The 21,865-nt window shown below is 39.8% G+C and carries 20 protein-coding genes, 1 tRNA gene and 1 pseudogene; 6 read left to right on the top strand and 16 right to left on the bottom strand.

Annotated features, from left to right (window positions below; all coding sequences use genetic code 11):
* The first annotated feature begins 135 nt into the window (after positions 1-135).
* On the top strand, positions 136-480 hold the full coding sequence (locus AAW31_RS05390; protein WP_046849451.1) for a helix-turn-helix domain containing protein: 345 nt from the start codon (positions 136-138) through the stop codon (positions 478-480).
* A gap of 821 nt (positions 481-1,301) precedes the next feature.
* On the opposite strand, the gene AAW31_RS05395 is transcribed toward AAW31_RS05390, so the two are convergent.
* From AAW31_RS05395 to AAW31_RS05405, 3 genes are all read right to left on the bottom strand, one after another.
* Entirely contained in the window at positions 1,302-1,553 is a 252-nt protein-coding gene (locus tag AAW31_RS05395; RefSeq protein WP_046849452.1) for a hypothetical protein, read from the bottom strand.
* Between the two features lie 520 nt (positions 1,554-2,073).
* Complete coding sequence (locus AAW31_RS05400; protein WP_082110346.1) at positions 2,074-2,823, bottom strand: IS5 family transposase; 750 nt, start codon at positions 2,821-2,823, stop codon at positions 2,074-2,076.
* A 612-nt stretch (positions 2,824-3,435) separates the two neighbouring features.
* Positions 3,436-4,146, bottom strand: coding sequence for an RNA polymerase sigma factor FliA (locus AAW31_RS05405; protein WP_046849453.1), 711 nt, complete (start codon positions 4,144-4,146; stop codon positions 3,436-3,438).
* Between the two features lie 961 nt (positions 4,147-5,107).
* Here AAW31_RS05405 and AAW31_RS23430 point away from each other — a divergent pair.
* Both AAW31_RS23430 and AAW31_RS05415 read left to right on the top strand, forming a co-directional pair.
* Positions 5,108-5,389, top strand: coding sequence for an IS3 family transposase (locus AAW31_RS23430; protein WP_036503716.1), 282 nt, complete (start codon positions 5,108-5,110; stop codon positions 5,387-5,389).
* Positions 5,390-5,409: 20 nt separating this feature from the next.
* Positions 5,410-6,237, top strand: coding sequence for an IS3 family transposase (locus AAW31_RS05415; protein ID WP_046848692.1), 828 nt, complete (start codon positions 5,410-5,412; stop codon positions 6,235-6,237).
* Between the two features lie 6 nt (positions 6,238-6,243).
* Here the strand turns inward: AAW31_RS05415 and AAW31_RS21810 are convergent, their stop codons facing one another.
* Entirely contained in the window at positions 6,244-6,468 is a 225-nt protein-coding gene (locus AAW31_RS21810; protein WP_046849454.1) for a hypothetical protein, read from the bottom strand.
* Positions 6,455-6,733, bottom strand: coding sequence for a helix-turn-helix domain-containing protein (locus AAW31_RS23435; protein WP_082110546.1), 279 nt, complete (start codon positions 6,731-6,733; stop codon positions 6,455-6,457). Before AAW31_RS23435 ends, AAW31_RS21810 begins: the two co-directional genes overlap by 14 nt.
* Before the next feature lie 47 nt (positions 6,734-6,780).
* Here AAW31_RS23435 and AAW31_RS05425 point away from each other — a divergent pair, with 47 nt between their 5' ends.
* Complete coding sequence (locus tag AAW31_RS05425; protein WP_046849455.1) at positions 6,781-7,239, top strand: hypothetical protein; 459 nt, start codon at positions 6,781-6,783, stop codon at positions 7,237-7,239.
* Positions 7,188-7,325: pseudogene (locus tag AAW31_RS23865) on the top strand (IS982 family transposase); the annotation flags it as partial. The gene AAW31_RS05425 and the pseudogene AAW31_RS23865, both read left to right, overlap by 52 nt.
* Positions 7,326-7,456: 131 nt before the next feature.
* On the opposite strand, the gene AAW31_RS05430 reads toward AAW31_RS23865, so the two are convergent.
* The 7 genes from AAW31_RS05430 to petA form a co-directional block, all read right to left on the bottom strand.
* The gene (locus AAW31_RS05430; RefSeq protein WP_046849456.1) at positions 7,457-8,767 is read right to left on the bottom strand and encodes an IS5 family transposase; all 1,311 of its coding nucleotides are present in this window, start codon (positions 8,765-8,767) and stop codon (positions 7,457-7,459) included.
* 391 nt (positions 8,768-9,158) lie between these two features.
* Positions 9,159-9,234: transfer RNA gene (locus AAW31_RS05435), tRNA-Thr, on the bottom strand.
* Positions 9,235-9,306: 72 nt separating this feature from the next.
* Entirely contained in the window at positions 9,307-9,738 is a 432-nt protein-coding gene (locus AAW31_RS05440; protein WP_046849457.1) for a ClpXP protease specificity-enhancing factor, read from the bottom strand.
* On the bottom strand, positions 9,735-10,334 hold the full coding sequence (locus AAW31_RS05445) for a glutathione S-transferase N-terminal domain-containing protein (protein ID WP_046849458.1): 600 nt from the start codon (positions 10,332-10,334) through the stop codon (positions 9,735-9,737). The genes AAW31_RS05440 and AAW31_RS05445 overlap by 4 nt, the downstream gene beginning before the upstream one ends.
* Positions 10,335-10,376: 42 nt before the next feature.
* Positions 10,377-11,096, bottom strand: a complete 720-nt coding sequence (locus tag AAW31_RS05450) for a cytochrome c1 (protein WP_046849459.1) — start codon at positions 11,094-11,096, stop codon at positions 10,377-10,379.
* Positions 11,093-12,340, bottom strand: a complete 1,248-nt coding sequence (locus tag AAW31_RS05455; protein WP_046849460.1) for a cytochrome b — start codon at positions 12,338-12,340, stop codon at positions 11,093-11,095. Before AAW31_RS05455 ends, AAW31_RS05450 begins: the two co-directional genes overlap by 4 nt.
* 1 nt (position 12,341) lies before the next feature.
* Entirely contained in the window at positions 12,342-12,941 is a 600-nt protein-coding gene (gene petA, locus AAW31_RS05460) for a ubiquinol-cytochrome c reductase iron-sulfur subunit (protein ID WP_046849461.1), read from the bottom strand.
* A gap of 743 nt (positions 12,942-13,684) precedes the next feature.
* Between petA and AAW31_RS05470 the strand changes: the two genes are divergently transcribed.
* Positions 13,685-14,236 carry a transposase gene (locus AAW31_RS05470; protein ID WP_052752101.1) on the top strand — a complete coding sequence of 184 codons (552 nt, stop codon included), beginning with the start codon at positions 13,685-13,687 and terminating at the stop codon, positions 14,234-14,236.
* 530 nt (positions 14,237-14,766) lie between these two features.
* On the opposite strand, the gene secA is transcribed toward AAW31_RS05470, so the two are convergent.
* From secA to AAW31_RS05490, 4 genes are all read right to left on the bottom strand, one after another.
* Complete coding sequence (secA, locus tag AAW31_RS05475) at positions 14,767-17,490, bottom strand: preprotein translocase subunit SecA (RefSeq protein ID WP_046849463.1); 2,724 nt, start codon at positions 17,488-17,490, stop codon at positions 14,767-14,769.
* A gap of 1,106 nt (positions 17,491-18,596) precedes the next feature.
* Entirely contained in the window at positions 18,597-18,827 is a 231-nt protein-coding gene (locus AAW31_RS20455; protein ID WP_144412861.1) for a hypothetical protein, read from the bottom strand.
* Between the two features lie 514 nt (positions 18,828-19,341).
* A complete protein-coding gene (locus tag AAW31_RS05485; RefSeq protein ID WP_046849465.1) occupies positions 19,342-20,652 on the bottom strand; it encodes an adenylosuccinate synthase in 1,311 nt (436 codons plus the stop codon).
* Between the two features lie 37 nt (positions 20,653-20,689).
* Positions 20,690-21,862 (bottom strand): ATP phosphoribosyltransferase regulatory subunit, encoded by a 1,173-nt coding sequence (locus AAW31_RS05490; RefSeq protein WP_046849466.1) that lies wholly within the window; start codon positions 21,860-21,862, stop codon positions 20,690-20,692.
* Positions 21,863-21,865: the final 3 nt, after the last annotated feature.

Below are 21,865 nucleotides of genomic sequence, written 5' to 3' on the forward strand. Positions count from 1 at the left end.
ATAGTAAGATTTTTTAAAGGATGGCATTAGAATAAGATGCCGAATTCAAGCTTGAAGTGCAGCTTTTATAAGGTTAAAAGAAGCAAGCTGCAATAGCATCCGGGCTTATTAAACGACCAAATAAAAGAGGCATAGATGAAGCATTGTCAGAAATTCACCCGAGAGCAACGCTATCAATTCTACGGGTTACGAAAAGCAGGCTTTAAGCAAAGAAAGATAGCGAATGAAGTTGGCAGGAATAAGTCTGCGTTCTCACGCGAACTCAGGCTTAATGAACGGCAATGCGGCTGGCATTCGAAGCAGGCGCAGGAATTACGATATAAACGAGTGAGGCAGAAAGCCAAAGCAAGGGGATTTGGCCGAGAAGATCGGGATAATTCCATTTCTAAATCAAGATTTACTTTGTCGGCTTCTTTTGCCGTATTATTTATACTATCTGCGATTTGCCTTCGCGTCATGTTTGATTTGGAAATGGAATAAAGTGGACAGAATGATTCAGCAGGATATGCGACCTGAACAGGCACCAGCCCGACTACCAGCCAAACATGCCGAAGAAGCAACAGAAAGGATCAACTATCTATTACTTCCCTAGCAGCACAAGGATCACACTATAATATTTGGTAGTGGCAAGAAATCTGCATAATTTGAAACAATCACCTCAGAACTGGAAGCAGCCATTAACCTTGCACTTCTTACCCTTCATTGAAGCGAGAATTGAATGGAAACAGCAATGGTTTACTACGACAATATTTTTCCCAGAATAAGAAAGGCTTTCTTACATACCAATCTCATATGCTGCATCAGCCTTTTTGTTCTCACCTCGTATTTTTAAAAAACTCTGAATTTTCAGAGATGCCTAAGAGTTCTGAAGTAAGCAATGACTGAAATGTAACAGCCCAAATAGCATCCCATCTGCTAATAGAGTTGCTCATCTCGTTCTCAGCCCAGGTAAGAAAAGCTTAGCTTCAGGAAACTTAAATTGCTGTCGTAAAAATTGATTTTACAGTAGCACGGTTAATTACTATTGAAATAGCAATTAAATTTACAGCGAATAAATTTACATGAATAGAAACATGGAAGGAATATGAGTCACTTCTTCAACAAGAAAGATTCATACCCTTCCACTTGAGATTAGCCTTAGCGATTCAATTAAAAAGAATAGCTTATTATCTTTTCTCTATAACATCCTTAATATAGCTTAACTACAGTCTTCACTGCTCGCCTCAAAACAGCCATACAAATGATATTTACAGCAGAAACCTATTAACTATATTTAAATTCATTTAATTATAGCGTACTGCTCATTTAAATAACTTAGCATTAGCATTTACCGCACTTTCATTTTTTTTCGTTACCTCACCGCATGAAATTTTCGTTCCATCTATACGGTCTTTAATTTGGTCTTCTGCTTTTTTATCTTTGCAAGACATGATGTTCAATAGATCCTGCGCTCTAATAGGCGTTACTGCAGATTCCACATTTCCACTAGCAAAGACAGAGGTAGAACCCAATATCAATGCAGAAATGAAAGCAGAAATAATAAATTTATTCATTTTTGATACCTTCCTCTTATTGAATTTAATGATAGCAAATCGTTTCTATTAGAAACTAACTGTTGCAATGAATTTATTACACTCGGAAACGAACTTGTTATTTATAACATAAACGAGCGCTTCATACTATAACAGTATATAACAGCGTTTTTTATTTGTCAGGTAGTTTTGATTTTAATATTGTTATCAGAAAATAAGCTCTTTCTTCTTTATGTGGTATCAAAATTCTAAAAGTAATGCACATTAATTGAAACAAATGAATAAATTTCTTAAAAAACCAGAACGATAGACAAAAGATTAGGAATTGTAAACCAAAGCAAAATATCCGTTCTGTTAATGTTACAACAAAAAATCCGAATCATTATTGATGTAAACTGTATAAATACTTGTAATCTGTATAAATACTTGTAATTTTAGAGTTTCAAGTTATAAGTTATTTCAGAGAGTCGCCTAGTGTACTTATAATAGTTTGAATCTTGATAATAATTTTATTTCTTTTTCATTAGGGTCTTTTGAAATTTCACATAGGTAGCCACAGATATCCACACGCTATGGCTACCATACTCTCGTAATTTCGCTTCAGTTTGTCGTATCGCGTTGCTATTGCCCGATACTGTTTTAGCCTGGCAAAAGCATTCTCCACCAAATGCCGATATTGATATAAACCCCAATCCATATCTGCATTACCCTTCGACGAGTTGCGCTTTCCCGGTATCACAGCCTGAGCTCCCTTCTTCGTTATCTGTTCCCGTAACCATTCGCTGTCATAGCCCTTGTCCGCAACGATTGTTTTTGCGTCAGGCAACCTGGCAATCAAATCAGGTGCGGCAGAACAGTCATTGACTTCTCCACCGGTAATTTCAAACTCAACTGGCAAACCATACCCATCGACCGCTAAATGGATCCTGGTGGTATTGCCTGCACGGCTTTTCCCGATAGCCTGCGATTCTTGACTCGCTGCTCCCGCACTATGTTGATGCGCTTTAACATAACTGCCATCCATAAATCTCCATTCCCAATCGGGATCAACAGCCAATGCTTTGAAAATATTGAGCCATTTCCTGCTCAATGACCATGCATTGAATCTTTTATAGATAGAATTCCTGCAGCCGAACACCCTGGGCAGATCGCGCCATGGACAGCCAACCCGCATTCGATACAGTATGCCTTCTACTGTCATGCGCAGATTGCGCTTGTTATCAATCGATTCTTGAAGCAGAATCTTCTCCAGCTTCGACCAGTACTCATCATTGAGCATCATTCGGGGCATCGCAAACTCGTTTTGTTGGTGGTACGGGAACTCCAATATTACGAGTTTGTTTCTATCAATGAAATACTTATCTTAAAACGTCAACAGACCCTAGTAAAATAATAAATGCAATTCATCAATTTCTAGTAGAATTAGGGACTTTTTTACATCTTTATTGCTTAAATTAGACACAATCTATACTCAGCGCGGTAACAATTGCGGATTTTAAAGGTATTGAAGGCCTTAAATTATAAGAGTTTTTCGCATTTCTATTTTCCGCATCTGTGGCCGCGCGGAGTATATTGTTTTTTCTCAGCATGGAGGCTTCTCGGGATAGCGCTCCTTAAATCAGACTCAGAATGCTGAAAATGGCTAAACAGAAAGTTCTTGGAAAACAAGTTATTGTAAATTTTATCAGCAATGAGTTATAAAAGGTGTTGATCTCAGTGCTAGAGCGATTGAATATAAAGCTTTCTTTAACTGACACCAATCTCTCGGCGGGTAGGAAATAAATATCGGATGTTCGTTGAATCAAAAATTAGGTGAATTTTTAAATAAGCCGCGGTTGTTGCTTTCGTCATACGGCAATATATTGCTCAGCAACTTCAAGGTTGCCTGATCAGCTCAATATATTTATAGGCTTCTCAGACGTAAACGGAGGCGTGCTATTGCTTGAGTATGTATTTGACATATCCGTGATTCGCTGACTCCAAGTACCTCTCCAATTTCCCGCAAATTCATCTCCTGCTCATAATGCATACCCATTACTATTTTTTCTTTTGGCGGCAAATTTTCAATTGCTGCAACCAGTGACTGCCGCAATTTTTTATCTAATAAAATTTCCAGTGGCTCATTCTCAGAGTCAGAACATAATCGATCCAGGAAATGATCTTCATCTTCCTCCTGAAAATCTTCATAATAAATCAGCTGAACCCCTCGCACTTCCTGTAAAACTTCGTGATATTCATCAAGAGTCATATTTAATTCAGTTGCCAACTCCTGCTCACTTGGAGGACAACCCAAACGCTGCTCCAGCGCTCTCATTGTTACTTCAATTTGGCGCATCTTCTTACGGAGGCTACGAGGTAGCCAGTCAGATTCACGCAGTTCGTCTAATATTGATCCACGAATACGCTGCGCTGCATAACTTTCGAATTGGCGCCCATACGATCCTTCGTAACGGTTTATAGCATCTAGCAAGCCAATCATGCCAGCCTGTATTAAATCATCTACTTCCACACTAGGAGGCAACTTAACCATCATATGGTGCGCTATACGTTTCACTAGTGGCGTAAATTCAACTATGAATTGTTCTTTGTTTATGATTCCAGGTGTTGGATACATTGGATATTAAACTAAAAAATTCGCCCTATTCAATTATCAGTAGGGATAAGGTGAAGCTTGAAATTTTCTCTACTTTCATCGTATGGATTGGAATAAAAATAAAATAACGCAATATTTTTGCAGTAGATATAAAAGCAAAAAAACTACCCCTATTATTTGACATAACTAATTAGCACATCACTATCTTCCATTATTATTAAAACCCTCTTATTGAGTTTTTCAATAAAATAAGATTCCTAATCGTTTCTGCCATATTGCCAAGCACTTTCTGCACATTAAATTTAAAATTTATCTTCTTGATTATCACTTTATAATTACGTTTAGCTTATTAATGTAACTTCAAGATTGCCTTTCTATTAATGACTTAGTAGAGCTTACTTACTACACTTTCAATATTTATTTTTGTCATGACATCCCTATGGGTAGCATGTATTATTAGTGATCCATTCAATTTTTAATAAGTCAAACAGAAGATGATTTCTTCCATTATTCTCTGCATATAATTGCAAATAACCATTAGCATCACTACCTGATGTAAATTGATAAAATGCGCTAAATACAAACTGATACACCGCTTAGTGAAGATCGATCATAATTTCGGCTTCATAACTGCCCGCTAACTGAAAATTCACACTCTTATCAGTCCTTGTGGATCAAGCAAGCTAGCAAAATAAATATAAATTCAGCCTAAATTGAGGTACGTCGATAATTCATATTAATTAAGTTCATAATAATTGTGGAAGACACAAACTTTTTCGTTCTTTCTAGCTTTGGTTATTTTGTCTTATGAGTATTCATTAGCAAACTTCTTGCCACTTATATCGGTAAAAACCGTCATCGTAGATTTGTTTTTGAACACAATTAGATGTACCGATTGAGGGAGCCCGTAAACTTTGAAGTGGTACCCAAAAACTGTACAGGTTGTTAAGCTCTGGCAGAATTAAAAAGGAGCTTAATAACAATGAGTAAAAAGCGCATACAATATTCGAGCGAATTCAAAGCAAAACTAGCGCTGGCAGCGATACGTGGTGATGAAACTGTCCCCCAATTAGCAGCGCGTTATAATGTACATCCCACGCAGATCAATAGCTGGAAACGGCAACTCATTGAGCAAGCTGCCGAGCTGTTTTGTAAAAATAATACTGCCGCCAATAAGGAGCAGCCTACAACAGATGACCTGCACCGGGTTATTGGTCAATTGGCGGTAGAACGCGATTTTTTAGCAAGAAAGCTCAATCATTAAGTCTTGTAGAACGCAAAGAGATGATTGAGCCCCATGGCAAACTTAGTCAAACTCGTCAATGTCAGCTGCTGGATCTGGCGCGCTCAACTTATTATTATCAACCGCAACCAATCAGTAATGCTGATCTGGTTCTGCTGCGCATGATGGATGAACAGTACTTAAAGACGCCACAATATGGCTCACGCAGTTATGCTACCTGGTTTCAGCGCCAGGGAATCATGTTAGGGCGCAAGAAAGCCTCTTCCTTAATGAAGACACTCGGTATTGTCAGCATAGCTCCAAAACCCAGGACCAGCATCTCAAGCAAACAGCATAAGGTCTATCCTTATCTGCTTAGAGAACTTGTCATTAATAAACCCAATCAGGTTTGGGCTGCCGACATAACCTATGTCCCCATGGAGAAAGGCTTTGGCTATCTGGTTGCCATCATCGACTGGCATTCGCGTAAGGTGTTGAGCTGGCGCTTGTCCAATACCTTGGATACTGACTTTTGTACTCAGGCGCTGGAGGCAGCCATCCAGGATTATGGCTGTCCACAGATCATGAATACCGACCAGGGCGTACAGTTTACCAGCGAAGCATTTACCTCCATACTAAAAGATCATCATATTCAGATCAGCATGGATGGCAAGGGGTGCTACTATGACAACATTTTTGTTGAACGACTTTGGCGGACAGTTAAGTATGAGCTTTTATATACCAGAGAATTCAATAATCTGAAGGAGATAAAGCAGAATTTATCCACATGGTTTGAATGGTACAATCAAGAACGATTTCATCAAAGCCTTGACCGTCTTACGCCTGATGAAATCTACTATAGTGATCCAAGAATTGATCGGGTTGCCTGAACCTGTTTAACTATACATATCAGAGCTGAACTTTCTTTCAGGTTGTCCAGTTACAGGGAACCACATCAAGCTGCCTGCAATGGCTATTAACCTGGAAGCAATAGAGACAGCAGCATAAGCATAGACATATTCCCGGGTGATCATTGCCTGGCATAGTGGTCGTATAGGTTTGGGACACCAACCTCGGCGTGTATCGTAAACACGCCCGAAGCGAGCTTCATCCTGAAACATCAGACGAAGTATCCCTTCTGCATGCCACTCCTGATCGATTTCGATGAGAGTAGCGCGCAGTTTTTTTCCACTCGTCCTGAGCGAGTGCGTCAGCTCCGGGATGGCGCTTGTCAGGGGTTAATTTGCGCCAACCATGACGGTGCAGTAGGTAGTAGTAGGTGGCTGCGGGCGATGTCTTGTGTTTTAAGCGTGCATCTAATGCCTGCTTGATTTCGCTTACAATCAGAACACCTCCAGCCGCTGCTTTTTCGATAAAAGGCGTCAGAAAGGTAACTTCCTCTAACGGGAAAGATTCTCGCGCCGTCGCCCACCATGGGTAGGCTTGGTCGTGTCATGTGTGCCGCTATTCGGATGAAACGCCTTCGAAACTGGCACGCCCAGCCTATTGAAACACCTATTGCGGTAGTTGTCTGCTCTATTGATAAGCCAAGTTCCAAAGGTAGCACTACAGCCTGTGCTTGCTTTGATTCTTCTATTGGTCGGGCATTAATTAGTAATGCCTTTGCTTGGTCCAAAATTTCTTTACCACTTGCCGATCGTGCCATCACCATACTTCCTTTCATAAGTTGCTTCTATTATTTCACTTATGAAGTACAAATGGAATTAGCACTGATTCAGCAAGAACAGGAAACCAGGGATCCCGGGCAGGTTTGGTTGATTGATTCATTTCCGGTCATCCTTGCCAGGCAAGGCCGCCGTTTTAAAGCGTATGTAGCGAAAAAATCGAGCATTCCCGTCATCGCAGCTCATTTAACTTCTTTGTTAATCTGATAGCTGGGCTGGTGGCTTACACCTTTCGCGAGAAGAAACTCTCGCTTAATATCAGACTCCCTCAAGCTCTTCCAATCGTGATGTGATGATTCTTATGTCGAACTCACGTTAAATTTAATTAGTCGCCCCTGAAAAAAGCAATTTTTAGGACATCAATTTAAATTTCCTGGCACGAAGCCTGCACTTTCTGAGCGAGGATACAAGGCTTACAGCTCTATTAACGGCTGATAAGTTGGTTGTTTCGTTCCAGTAACGATGGAAAAAGCAGCCAAAAAATGGCCAATAGCCATTGATTCAGATTCCAGGCGCAAGCTGCCATCAGTAGATTAATATGATCACCCATTACGCCCTTGAGATAATTGCGTGACAATCTGAAATCTGATTTCAAATGCCCGATAATAGGTTCAATAGCCGCACGCCTTTTGCATTGTTTGCGCTTCTTGTCTTTCTGGTTTCGGCTATCCTTCTTTAGTGCCTTTCCAGGTAAGATGATTCGGGTTCCACTGACTTCACTTCTGCCACGGTAGCCTCGGTCACATACCGCCTGTTTGACTGCTTTGCCACGCGATATTTCAACATGCTTTAGTATTTCTGGTAAGGTATGATGATCATGCAGATTGCGCTCATGACTGATCACCCCCACAATCAGGTTGCTTTGTGCAGTCGAAGCAATTGACGCCTTTGCGCCATATTCGTAAGGTTTGTGCTCCTTACCTTTAGCTATGCAGTACACTTGCGGCTCGTGCAAGGAGTAGATTTTATTCTTGTCTTTGGGTTGCTGTTGCCATATCTGTTCATACCACAGGAAATCTGCTTGATAGCGTTCAAACAGACCATGCTGGGGTAATTTTCTGCGAAGCTCCCGGATCAATTTGTGAGCGATGGTTCTGAGTCGCTTTAGCGCTCGTCGGGCTTGAGCTCTCCTCTTGGCGTGTCGAAAGTGCCGGCTAGCCAAACGCAGTTGCTTTACTTCCTTGACATAGGTACGCCTTTGCAAAATGTCATGAAATTTGGATAGCTTGTTTAAACGATTGATGATGCGGATAGCAAGCTTACTGTCTGTGGGATAGGTCACCGCTTTTTCCTGGACGGTAGTATCGATATTGACGGTATCTTCCAGCGCTAACTGACCGTGCAACTGAATACTCATCTGAAATATCTTTTCAAACCCCTCCTTACCAATACGCTTGCGAAAGTGAACAAGCTCTGTGCTGTGGCAGGGTAGCCCGCGTTGAAACATTTTCATGCCACAAAATGCCTGGTAGTAAGGATTACGCTTCCATTGCAACACTACTGCTTCATCACTCAGATTCTCCAGTTGCTTGAGCAACAACAGTCCCACCATCAGGCGAATCGGCTTACTCGGCGCCCCTGTTGCCTCTGTGTAATGAATAGCAAAGCTTTCTTCAAATTGATGCCATGGAATCGCTGCTGATAATTGAAGCAGAGGATCCGCAGGATCAAGTTGTAGAAGTAGATCTGCTTCAAATAAATTAGCTTGATGAAGTTCAGGGGTCTTGGTGAGCATGTTTTTAATCAATTCAACCAGAAAACAGCTACTATTTTACCATTCCCGGTCGAATTGGTTTGCTCATTCTCTTATTTCCTGTCTTATTATCAGCATGTTGAGTGATTATTCAGGGGCGACTAATTAAGTCTTCGAATGGGTTCACTGACACTTGTTATTAGATTTCTTGCAATGCTATGGAAAGCTAAAAAATAGCCTAACGCAAAGCTAAGCGGCAGCGCTTTACTTAAGCGTGAGCGATAGATTTCTTGATGATTTATTGGTGCATGGCTGTGATGTTTTCCATAATAATTTTTCCAATAAAGTCATTTTTCTTTTTGGGGTGCGTAACCCAGCGTAGCCCCAAAAAAAAGAAAAGGGTTTAACATTTCTGCTAAACCCTTAATTTTATTGGTGCCGACACCAAGAATCGAACTCGGGACCTTCTGATTACAAATCAGCTGCTCTACCATCTGAGCTATGCCGGCACGGAAATAGATAATTAGTAAGAAAAAATTTTAAATTATAAACTTTAAGTTATAGCAAGTTAACCTATTTTTTTACCTAACAATCTTTAAGTGAGCTCGCTCACGTTCATTGTTAGAGGCCGGGTAATTATCCGGCAAAGATTCCAATTGTTGTGTATCTTCCTTCTCACAAGTATGAAGCATTTTTTGTTCAGTATCAGGCGTAAAGAATAAGCCACGATTAATTTCTTTCGCAAATATCGCTTTCACTGCACTAGTTGGGACAAATATCTTCCTTGATATACCACTAAAACGTGCAGTAAACTGAACAGAATCATTGTCAATTAATAAGTCACGTGCAGCTATAGGGCTAATATTCAAAGTAATTTCACCATCTTTTACATATGCCTCAGGGACAGATGTGTTTTGATCAATTTCAACAGAAATATAAGCGGTCAAGTTATTATCGACACACCACTCATAAATGGCCCGTATTAAATATGGCTTGGTCGTAGGATATTTCATTTACGCATTAATTTCTCTGAAGGAGTCAAAGCATCGATAAATAATGGTCTACTAAATAATCGCTCAGAATATTTTAATAATGGCGTAGCCTGTTTTGGCAGACTGATTCCATAATGGTCCAATCTCCAGAGTAAGGGCGCTATAGCGACATCTAGCATAGAATATTCATCACCCAACATATATTTTTGCTTATCAAAGATTGGTGCAATCATTGTCAGACTCTCAGCAATGGCTACTCGCATTTTGTCAGCTATCTTTTGATCATTCTGCTCGACAGCTTCAATGTGACAGAATAACTCTTGTTCAAATCGATGTAATAACAATCTTGCGCGAGCACGCATTACTGGTTCTGCTGGCATTAATTGTGGATGAGGAAAACGATCATCAACGTATTCATTGATAATATTAGATTCATAGAGCACAAGATCACGTTCAATCAAGATTGGTACGCGACCATACGGACTTATCACAGCCAGATCTTCTGGTTTATTGTGAGGGTCAACATCAATGATCTGAAAATCCATGTCCTTTTCATGCAACACAATGCGACATCGGTGGCTAAAAGGACATGTTGCAGTCGAATACAACGTCATCATAATGACTTATACATCTTCATTATATTTTTATTCAATAATTTATTAATGCACGTCTCTCCAATATTCACGTTTTAGTAAATAAGTCAATCCAAGCATACCTAATAAAAAGATAAGGACGAAAGCTCCCAGTTTCTTACGATAATTCGCATGAGGCTCACCCAAATAGACTATGTAGTTTACCAGATCTGCGGCAAAGTTATCATATTCCTCTTTGGAAAGTAATCCAGGCACGCTCAGATTCAACTCTTTAACTTCTAAGCCATCTTGTGATTTGACATTAAGTGTCTGTAGACCCTGCAATTGGTAGAGAACATGCGGCATTGCAACTTTATCAAAAATTAAATTATTCCAGCCGCTAGAAGATGATTCATCTCTATAAAAAGATCTAAGATAAGTATATAGCCAATCCGCGCCACGAGAGCGCGCAATTACAGATAGATCAGGCGGAGCGACACCAAACCATTCTTCAGCTTCACTCTTCTTCATTGAAGTAAACATTACATCACCAACTTTTTGCCCTGTAAGAATAAGACGCTCGCTAATTTCCTGGTTACTTAGTCCAATATCTTGATGTCGATTATAACGCATATAGCTTGCTCCATGGCATGTCAAGCAATAATTGACAAAGCTTTGCGCACCACGCTGTAATGAGGCGTCGTCAGAAGTATCAATCGGGGCCTTATCAAGTTTTATGTCTGTGGATGCGAAAACAAAAGTCGGAGCCAAACTGATAAAAAAAAGCAGGAATTTAATTAATCTCATTTTGTCACTCTTTTGGGTTCTGGTTTTGTTTTATCTATCTTGCTATACAATGGCATCAGAATAAAAAATGCAAAATAAATAACCGTAAAAATTTGTGCTAATAACGTGTATAAAGGTGTTGGTGCTTTTGTGCCAAGCCAACCTAATACAAGAAAGCTTATTACAAAAAGTGCCAGCGCGAACTTAAAGATTGGCCCTTTATAACGTATTGATTTTACCGGACTACGATCCAACCAAGGTAAGAAACAAAAAATGATTACTGAACCCGCCATTAAGATAACCCCCCACAGTTTCGCATCTACTCCGAGAAAATTAACTGTGACTGCCCTAAGCATTGAATAATAAGGGGTGAAATACCACACAGGAGCAATATGATCGGGTGTTTGTAGCGTATTTGCAGGGATAAAATTATTATGCTCAAGAAAATACCCACCCATCTCAGGAATAAAAAATATAATGACGGAGAACACAATTAGAAATGCAACAATCCCGACTATATCCTTTACAGAGTAGTAAGGATGAAATGGTATTCCATCTACTGGAATTCCTGTTTTTGGATCTTTGTTAGCTTTAATTTCAATCCCATCTGGATTATTGGATCCAACTTCATGCAATGCGATGATATGAACAAATACCAGCACAATTATCAATAGTGGCAAAGTCACCACATGATATGCAAAGAAACGATTAAGCGCTGCATCTGAGAGCATGAAGTCTCCCAGAATCCAGTTTGATAACGTGTCACCAATATATGGAATCGCCCCAAACATACTTACAATTACCTGAGCACCCCAATAAGACATCTGCCCCCAAGGTAAAATGTATCCAGTAAACGCCAGACTCATCAACACAAAAAATATCGCCATCCCTATCAGCCACAAAAGCTCTCGAGGCTTGCGATAAGAGCCATACATCATTCCTCGGAACATATGCAGATATACCACCACAAAAAACATGGAAGCTCCCGTGGAATGCATATACCGAATTAACCATCCAAAGTTCACGTCCCGCATGATGTATTCAACTGATGCAAATGCAAGGCTAGCATCCGGCTTATAGCTCATAGTAAGAAAAATACCGGTAATTAATTGGTTGACCAGCACAAGCATTGCTAGCGAACCAAAGTAATACCAGAAATTAAAATTTTTAGGAGCATAATATTCAGAAAGATGCGCTCTCCAAGTAGCAGTCATTGGGAAGCGCTCATCAATCCATCCCATAAACGAATTTTCTTGTTTACTCATTTTATACAGATTCCTTGCTTTCAGAGCCAATTAAAAGCCGATTTTCACTCAAATACACATGAGGAGGCACCTCCAGATTAGTAGGTGCGGGAACACTCTTATAAACACGCCCTGCCAAATCAAATTTTGAGCCATGGCATGGGCAGAAAAAACCACCTAACCAATCAGGTCCTAAATCAGCAGGAGCAATATCTTTCCTAAATACCGGAGAACACCCAAGGTGCGTACACACGCCTACTACCACCAGAATTTCAGGTTTAATAGAACGCGTCTCATTCTGTGCATAAGGTGGTTGCTGATTTTTTTCCGATGTTGGGTCAGCCAGCACATCATTTAATTTTTTCAAACTCTCTAGCATCTCTTGCGTGCGTTTCAGCACCCAAACCACCTTTCCCCGCCACTCAACCATCAGCAGCATACCAGGCTCCAACTTACTAATATCGACTTCTACCGGTGCCCCAGCTGCTTTAGCGCGCTCACTAGGCATCATATATAACATAAATGGTGTTGCCACCGCTACGGCAGCAATTCCACCTGCTACAGATGTGGTTAGCACTAGAAAACGACGCCGACTATTCATCTCACCATTACTATCTGCCATTTTTTAATAATTCCATCCAATGAATTTTCCACCCAGAATCGACTCTAACTGGAAGCCGATCAGCCTGTTGTTTATCTTATGCTTTACTTTCCAAAATATTCATAGCACGTCATATGCTTAAAAAGCATAATTGTAAAAGTATAACATAGCGCTTTAAATATGAGAGTAATAATATATAAAGCTAATCATCAAAATAGCTTGTTCCTTAAAAATTTTCATCTTTTGAATTTTATAATTATCCGAAGCAGATGATTTTTGGATGATGTTCAGACCTATCAAAATAATAATCTGTACAAATTTGTACGCCAGCTCTTACTAAATAGCGCGGCCCCCAGAAACCTTCTTTTCCGATAAGGAATGACGAGCTGCGTTTAATCTTTTTTGGATTTAATTCCCCGTAGCTTGCTGCGTAAATACGTGCATGAGCACGTATAACCATTAGCGCTATCATGTTACGGTATTGTTGTAATATCTTTCCTGCAAAGTATCGGCGAGCAGTATGTAATGAGGGAGTCGATAAAGTCCTAATGGAGGTATGTCCTGGGATAGAGGATGCTATGAGATCAAATTTTTGAAGGTAGGAAAAGATAAGAATCATGTCTATTTTCTGATTCAGTCTGTGCCAATGCATTCTATAAAAAAGATTGTATAAGTGATTAAGTCATTGTGGCCCCGAAAGTACTCAAGAGGCGACCTGAAGCGAAGAAGCAATTATGAAATGGTAAGTTTGGGACTGGGGGCAGATGGAGCTGGCACGTAGTTCACCATTTCGCTGCCACTTTGTGCTTTATAAAGGAAAACCTAAGGGTCGCAGCAAAATCACTTACCATGGTGAGCGAGCACGCTCAAAACATAACGAACAATGTGCAAAGCGCGAGCGTGAACCATGGTTGCTGGCAACCTTTCTGCCAGCCACTTCAACACTGGCAAAGCAAATTGTGAAGCTCTATCGCACACGCATGCAGATCGAGGAATCATTTCGGGATGTGAAGAGCGTGCGCTTCGGTATTGGCTTCGAACTCAATGTTACGCGCTCGGCCGACCGATTGCAGATCCTGCTATTGGTGGCCATGATTGCTACCTTTGTACTCTGGTTGCTGGGAATGACTGCGCGGCATAGCAACCGACATCTGCATTATCAGGCCAATACTATTAAAGATCGCCATGTCCTCTCAACTATCTACCTTGATATGAGAGTAGCCAACGATCAGCGTTTTAAGTTTCAATTGAAAGAATTGAAAACGGCAGTAATCATCTTAAACCAGGTAGTGAGTGCTCATGGCGAAGACTGGTAATTTCGTGGGGATTCCTCAGAATCTAAAGCCTATTTACAAGCTATAGACTACGCTTCTTTTACCTGTTTTTGCCTATTATAACAACCTCAAATATGAATTCTACATCTTATTAAGTGCTTATGCATTCGCTCGATTATCTCTTTCTTTTTTTCGAATATATATGAAATGACACTTGGGATCTCATGTCATATACGCATATTCTAATTATCACGCATTTGATGCTCTAGTTCTTGATCAAGCTAAAAGAATGAGGTTAACTGCCTTACACGGTTAGATCTCTAACCATTCCCCAGCATAACCGAGGAATTACTTTATCTATTCATATATCTGTTAACTGGAGCCGTTATATTCATTCGAAAACCGATTGTAATATTAATTGAAGACTCCTCCTATTGTCGATTACCTTAACTCGCGTAAAAATAATCGTAAACTCATTTGATTCTTATTAAATAGAGCTTAGATTAGAAATCTACCATCAGTAAAGGAAGTATTCAGCAATTTTATTGACTCCACGTTTAATCAATCATTTACTATTTAAGCTTACCATGGCAATGCTTATATTTCTTGCCGGAACCACATGGACAAGGATCATTCCGACCAACTTTAGTACTTTTGCGAACAAAAGGTTGTGGTTTTTCTTCAGAACTCTGGGATTGCTTATCTATAACTTCTTCATAAGCCGCATGGTGATATTGCATATTGCTCGAGGGAGGAGCTGTTTCGGCTACTGTTTCCACTTGTTGCTCATTCTTTATTTGAACAGTCATGAGGATTTTAGTTACTTCAATCTTAATCTCTTCAAGCATATTAGCAAATAACTCGAAGGCCTCTCGTTTATATTCCTGCTTTGGATTTTTAGCTGCATAACCACGCAAGTGAATCCCTTGCCGTAAATGATCCAATGCTGCCAGATGTTCTCGCCAATGAGTATCAAGACTATGTAACATGACTGCCCGCTCGTATTGGTGCATAAGATGACTGCCGACCATTTCTGATTTACTACGGTAAAGCACACGCGCTGCTTCCCAAACCCTTTCCAGTAAATTCTCAGCGTGCAAATCGGGTTCTTTATCTAACCACTCCTGAATTGGCAGATGAATATGATAATCGCTCGCCAATGCTTTCTCTAAACCAGAGATATCCCACTGTTCTTCTATACTCTGAGGTGGAATATGAAGATTGAAAAGATTACTGATTACACTTTCTTGAATAGCTGTTATCGTTTCTGTAATATCTTGTTGCGCTTCTAATAATTCATTTCGCTGCTGATAAATTACTTTCCGCTGATCATTAGCAACATCGTCGAATTCAAGCAATTGTTTACGAATATCAAAGTTCCTCGCTTCAACTTTCCTCTGTGCATTCTCTATTGCTCGTGTTACCCATGGATGCTCTATTGCTTCTCCTTCAGGCATTTTAAGGCGTGTCATAATATTTGCCACACGGTCAGATGCGAAAATGCGCAGAAGGGGATCTTCAAGTGAGAGATAGAAACGACTAGAGCCGGAATCACCTTGCCGACCAGCACGTCCACGCAACTGGTTGTCAATTCTACGTGATTCATGTCGTTCAGTACCTATGATATGTAATCCACCTAATTTAATTACTTCATCATGTCTCTCCTGCCATACTTTCTGTATTTCAGCGATACGCTTCGCTTTGGTTTCTTCATTGAGTGTCTCATCGGAAAGCACCCGATGAATTTCTGGCTCTGGATTACCCCCTAATACAATATCGGTACCCCTTCCAGCCATGTTAGTCGCGATCGTGATCATTTTGGATCGACCCGCCTGAGCAATAATATCTGCCTCACGGGCATGCTGCTTCGCATTGAGGACTTGATGCGGTAACTTTTCTTTGCTTAACAAAGAAGAAAGTAATTCATTATTTTCAATAGAAGTTGTTCCAACAAGCGTTGGCTGTCCACGTTGATAACAATCCTTCATATCTTCCAGAATGGCTTGGTGTTTTTCTTTCATGGTACGAAAGACTTTATCCATCTTGTCTTCACGAATCATAGGACGATGTGTCGGAATAACGACCGTTTCAAGTCCATAGATTTGTTGAAATTCAAAAGCTTCGGTGTCTGCTGTGCCTGTCATGCCAGCGAGCTTGTGGTACATACGAAAATAATTTTGAAACGTGATCGAAGCAAGTGTCTGATTTTCTTTTTGAATAGGAACATTTTCTTTTGCTTCAACAGATTGATGCAGACCTTCTGACCATCGCCGCCCTGACATTAAGCGACCAGTAAATTCGTCAACGATAATAACTTCGTTATTTTGCACCACATAATGCTGATCACGGTGATAGAGGGCGTGCGCACGTAATGCAGCATTGAGATGATGAATCAAATTGATATTGGCCGGATCATACAAGCTTGTCCCAGCCGCTAGTAAGCCAGCCTTAGCAAGCAATTTCTCGGCATGCTCAAAACCTTCCTCACTCAATAATACCTGTTGAGATTTCTCATCCACACTATAGTCACCAGGACCTTTCTCTATTTGCTGTCGGGTAAGTTCAGGTATTAACGTATTGATACGCACATAAATCTCAGTATCGCCTTCTGCCTGGCCTGATATGATTAATGGAGTACGCGCCTCATCGATCAAAATTGAATCGACTTCATCGACAATTGCAAAATTAAGCATACGCTGTACCCGCTCAGCAGGGTGGCTAACCATGTTGTCGCGCAAATAATCAAAACCATACTCATTATTAGTGCCATAGGTAATATCAGCAGCATAAGCAGCCTGTTTGGTATCTTGCGCCATTTGGGAAGTAATTACACCAACCGACAAACCTAGAAATTGGTATATTTTCCCCATCCAGCCAGCATCACGAGTGGCAAGGTAATCGTTTACAGTCACAATATGCACTCCCTGCCCCGTCACGGCGTTAAGATAGGCAGGCAGGGTGGCCATTAATGTTTTACCCTCGCCAGTACGCATCTCAGCAATTTTCCCATCATGTAACACCATTCCGCCAATCAGTTGCACATCAAAATGACGCATTCCCAACACTCGCTTGCCTGCTTCCCGCACTACTGCGAATGCATCGGGTAATAACGCATCAAGCGTTTCGCCATTGGAAATCCGTTGCTTGAATTCATGAGTCTTGCCGCATAGATCAGTATCAGATAAAGGTGCAATAGTTGATTCTAGTTCATTGATAACACGCACGATTTCAGAATATTGTTTGATTAAGCGGTCATTGCGGCTACCAAAAATCCTTTTAAGCAAATTGTTTAACATAAAATATTTAGTTTTTTAATTTGAATCAATTAATCACGAAAAATCTTTATATTTCTGACATTCCAGTGGAGATTAGAAAAAAATAACAAGATAATTTTTACCTTACTTTTTATGACAAAGTCCCAAAAATGTATTGAATTTATTAATTATTTATCATTCACTAGATTTCCAAAGATGGAATAAAGAATCTATCTATTTTTAAGAATTTAAAAATGAACCATAAAAGGGATTGATTTTATATTTCCCTTTGGATTCAGAATTAAGTTCTCACAAAGAAGAACGGTTAATTTTTTACTCTAATAGTCTCTGAGATTATCTATTCATCAAATACACTCACCGCTGCCGGTAAAATTCATGACACACATTGTCTATAGTCAAAATACTCTCATCTTATCATACTCAAAATAGCAGTCAGTGGAATCAAATGATATGACGCCCTGAAACACATAAATTATGTCTTTGTAGAAAATGAAAATTTTAATGATTTTTCGTTTTATTACATTTCATCTTGCTCATGAGAGATTACTATATCTAAATGACAATGCAATACATGCCACCTTATCGCACAATATCACCGAAATGAATAAACAACTCTTTTAGAATTACACCAAACTATAAGGCTGATGATGATATCTTGGCAGTGTTAACAAACCCATTTTTTTATTATTAGCATATTGAGGTTGAATTGATATTTAGCCTTCCCTATACGTTCCTGAGATATTGAGTATCCGTGTTGTCACGAATCTAATTCCATTTCCAAATCAAAACTGATTTTGTCGGCTTCAACTTGCCGTATGATTGATACTGTCTACAACTCGCATTCGAGTCATTTTTGGTTTGGAAATGGAATCAGATTCGTAGTGACCATTCTTAGAACTAAGCCACATCGGATTAACATTTGAATTCTCATCAAATACTTATTGTAGAAACAAATTTGTACCTAGTTCTCAAGCTTGATAGCAGAATGCTTATCACCATAATTTGCTTACAATTCAGCAGCTTATAAATATAAATAAAGATGGAAGAATGAGATATATACTTTTCTATAGCTTATTTGCAGGTCATATAGCAACTTAGATATTTCTTACCGTACCAATCATTTCAGATTATTTTAATTTCTCGTTGGTATATGGCTTACAATAAACCCTTGCAGGAAAAGCTTCACTGCGACGCGAGTTTTTAATTACATCTCCCCCATTTTTTATACAAGCCATTGTTGACTTATCAAGGCTAGCAAAATATTCATTAGTACCAGGTGGTGAAGATATGGGAGCCACTTGCTCTCGGATTTTTTTGCAAGTTTCTGGCTCATCTTCTACAATCTTATCAGTAGTCATTGGGGGTAATGAGCATAAACGACACGGATCACCTACACAAAGACATCCCTTGCATGATGCTTGTACCAAAGTAGCTAATGAGCATAAAAAGATACTTGATACTAGCAAGATTAATACTCGCATTAAATTAACTAGTTTTAGTTTCACAAAATATTCTCCAAAATTAAAATCTAAAAATAATGCTTTGCACTTTTTCTTCCTTAATTTCTGCGGAAACTACTTCAATATACTGCGGTAACCAATATCGTTTATGATCAAACATAAGAGGCTGAACAAATAAACAACAATCGCTAGAAAACAAATCGATACAATAAATAAATGGATGAATGGTAATATATTTTCACCAAATGTCGCTGAAGCTGAACAGGAACTCTAAATAGCTTAGAAAAAATTGAAAGAAACAAAAACGAGAATAGAATCATCGAAAAAGAAGTGAGATGAGTTCTCCAATACACTCGTTCAAGAATGAAGAAGACGAAAAAACAAATGATAAAAATGAATACAAAGATTAAGATTATTTAAATGGATGCCTAGAAACAATAGTTTCATCACGATCAGGGCCTGTCGAAATCATATCTATCGGTACCTCACAGATTTCTTCCACTCTTTTTAGATAATTCTGTGCTGCTTTCGGTAACTGCTTAAATTCTCTTAATCCTTGGGTACTCTTGGTCCATCCAGGTATCTCTTCATAAATAGGCTCACAGTTAATCAACTCATCAGCGCCTACTGGCAAGATGTCAAGAGATTTCTCCTTATCGGTATGGGTACTATTTAGCTTATATCCTATGCAAAGCTTCAAAGTTTCGATACCATCAAGAACATCTAATTTAGTAATACATAAGCCCGATACGCCATTGATCTGAGTAGAACGTTTCATTGCCACAGCATCAAACCAACCACAACGGCGGCGACGTCCCGTTGTAGAACCGTATTCATTGCCACGATTGGCTAAATATTCACCTACATCATCCTTAAGTTCTGTAGGGAACGGCCCCGATCCTACGCGAGTTGTATAAGCTTTAGTAATACCCAGGACATAATGCAACATCTGTGGCCCAACCCCACTGCCTGATGCTGCGGCACCAGCAATACAATTACTAGAGGTGACAAAAGGATAAGTGCCATGATCAATATCGATCAATGCTCCTTGGGCACCTTCAAATAAAAGGTTCTTACCTTCTCTATTGGCTTTAAATAGCAACTGCGGGACATCTGCCACCATAGGTCTAATACGCTCAGCCTCAATAAGGCTTTCATCAATTGTCTTGTTGAGATCGACTATAGGCGCTTGATAATAATTTCTCAGAACAAAATTATGGTAATCAAGTATCTCTTCTAATTTAGCAATAAATCTTTCACGGCAAAGTAAATCTTGCAAGCGTATTGCACGGCGTGCGACTTTATCTTCATAAGCTGGACCAATACCACGACCAGTTGTACCGATTTTATCTAAACCCCTGGCTTTTTCTCGCGCATTATCAAGAGCAATGTGATGAGGTAATATAAGCGGACAAGCTTCACTGATACGTAATCTTTGATAAACATCAATGCCTGCCTTTTCAAGCATATCAATTTCTTCAAGCAAAGCCTGCGGAGAAAGCACTACCCCGTTACCAATATAGCAAACCACGCTCTCGCGCAAAATACCAGAGGGTACAAGATGTAAAATAGTTTTTTTGGTACCGATTACCAACGTGTGACCAGCATTATGGCCACCCTGGAAGCGAACGACACCTGTTGCATGATCAGTTAACCAATCGACAACTTTACCTTTCCCTTCATCTCCCCATTGTGTTCCAATGACGACTACATTTTTGGTCATATCTCAGGATTCCTTCATCTTGATGTATATGGACAATTTATATTCCCACTACCTGCCATACGCCATTGTGCAAGATAATCTTCCTGTCATAGTAGAGGGTGTTTTCTTTGTTTTCACTTCCAGGTAACTCTGTTATAACGATATGACCATCATTTCTCAACTGCTCAATTATTTTTTCCAGTGCTTTATCATCTTTTGCGTAAGGGGCTAGGATCCCTTTAGAGCATGTGTCTGATCTGACTAACCTCGATAATTCCCGCAAATCTATACTGAAGCCTGTAGCCGGCCTTGCTCTTCCAAACGCTTTGCCTATTTCATCATATCTTCCTCCCAACGCTATTGCGTTAGCGCTTCCTGGCGTATAAGCAGCAAATACCATCCCTGTGTGATAATGATAACCACGTAAATCCGATAAATCGAAAGTGATGGTATCGACAAATTCTTTTAGCTCTTCCTCAACCATTTCAAGCTGATCCAGCGCATTTTCAATTTCTGGATAACTAGGGAGCATTTTACGAGCGTGTGCTAGTATTTTTTTGCTACCATATAATTCCGGAAGAAGCATCAGAGCATCTCGAATAGGCTTATCCAGCCGTTTATCAAGCCCAGTACACAGGAGCTCCTTCAGAGCAGCTGTATCTTTGGCTTGTAATAGATTGTATAAATCTGCTTCAAACTCCGAGAGAGCCCCTGAATCCTTAATCAAGCTTCTGACAATAGCGACATGACCCAGGTCGAGATGAATTTTGTCAATTCCAGATACTGCAAGACACTTCAACATTAAACATTGGATCTCAAGATCACTTTCCAGACCAGAGTGACCATATAATTCTGCACCAATCTGGAAGGGTTCGCGTGTACGTGTTATTTCACAAGGAACAGTGTGTAACACGCTGTTTGCATAGCAAAGACGAGTCACTCCTTCATCATTCAGTAAATGTGCATCTATACGTGCAGTTTGGGGTGTACTATCTGCGCGCAATCCCATCATTCTTCCGCTTAATTGATCTAGCACCTTAAACATGTGCAGATCCATGTCACTTCCACTACCTGACAATAATGATTCCACATATTCTAATAATGGGGGAATAACAAACTGATAGCCATGCACAATCAGTAAATCCAAAATGCAGCGACGCATTTTTTCGATACGTAATGCCTCGGACGGTAGAACATCTTCGACATATTCAGGAAGAAGCCAATTACGCATTCT

This window comes from Nitrosomonas communis, from assembly GCF_001007935.1.
Classification (GTDB): Bacteria; Pseudomonadota; Gammaproteobacteria; order Burkholderiales; family Nitrosomonadaceae; genus Nitrosomonas; species Nitrosomonas communis.

Coding starts and splice junctions, on each gene's coding strand:
- AAW31_RS05390 (WP_046849451.1), top strand. CDS start 136: ATGAAGCATTGTCAGAAATTCACCCGAGAGCAACGCTATCAATTCTAC.
- AAW31_RS05395 (WP_046849452.1), bottom strand. CDS start 1,553: ATGAATAAATTTATTATTTCTGCTTTCATTTCTGCATTGATATTGGGT.
- AAW31_RS05400 (WP_082110346.1), bottom strand. CDS start 2,823: ATGCCCCGAATGATGCTCAATGATGAGTACTGGTCGAAGCTGGAGAAG.
- AAW31_RS05405 (WP_046849453.1), bottom strand. CDS start 4,146: ATGTATCCAACACCTGGAATCATAAACAAAGAACAATTCATAGTTGAA.
- AAW31_RS23430 (WP_036503716.1), top strand. CDS start 5,108: ATGAGTAAAAAGCGCATACAATATTCGAGCGAATTCAAAGCAAAACTA.
- AAW31_RS05415 (WP_046848692.1), top strand. CDS start 5,410: ATGATTGAGCCCCATGGCAAACTTAGTCAAACTCGTCAATGTCAGCTG.
- AAW31_RS21810 (WP_046849454.1), bottom strand. CDS start 6,468: ATGTTTCAGGATGAAGCTCGCTTCGGGCGTGTTTACGATACACGCCGA.
- AAW31_RS05425 (WP_046849455.1), top strand. CDS start 6,781: ATGGGTAGGCTTGGTCGTGTCATGTGTGCCGCTATTCGGATGAAACGC.
- AAW31_RS05430 (WP_046849456.1), bottom strand. CDS start 8,767: ATGCTCACCAAGACCCCTGAACTTCATCAAGCTAATTTATTTGAAGCA.
- AAW31_RS05440 (WP_046849457.1), bottom strand. CDS start 9,738: ATGAAATATCCTACGACCAAGCCATATTTAATACGGGCCATTTATGAG.
- AAW31_RS05445 (WP_046849458.1), bottom strand. CDS start 10,334: ATGATGACGTTGTATTCGACTGCAACATGTCCTTTTAGCCACCGATGT.
- AAW31_RS05450 (WP_046849459.1), bottom strand. CDS start 11,096: ATGAGATTAATTAAATTCCTGCTTTTTTTTATCAGTTTGGCTCCGACT.
- AAW31_RS05455 (WP_046849460.1), bottom strand. CDS start 12,340: ATGAGTAAACAAGAAAATTCGTTTATGGGATGGATTGATGAGCGCTTC.
- petA (WP_046849461.1), bottom strand. CDS start 12,941: ATGGCAGATAGTAATGGTGAGATGAATAGTCGGCGTCGTTTTCTAGTG.
- AAW31_RS05470 (WP_052752101.1), top strand. CDS start 13,685: ATGGAGCTGGCACGTAGTTCACCATTTCGCTGCCACTTTGTGCTTTAT.
- secA (WP_046849463.1), bottom strand. CDS start 17,490: ATGTTAAACAATTTGCTTAAAAGGATTTTTGGTAGCCGCAATGACCGC.
- AAW31_RS20455 (WP_144412861.1), bottom strand. CDS start 18,827: ATGACTACTGATAAGATTGTAGAAGATGAGCCAGAAACTTGCAAAAAA.
- AAW31_RS05485 (WP_046849465.1), bottom strand. CDS start 20,652: ATGACCAAAAATGTAGTCGTCATTGGAACACAATGGGGAGATGAAGGG.
- AAW31_RS05490 (WP_046849466.1), bottom strand. CDS start 21,862: ATGCGTAATTGGCTTCTTCCTGAATATGTCGAAGATGTTCTACCGTCC.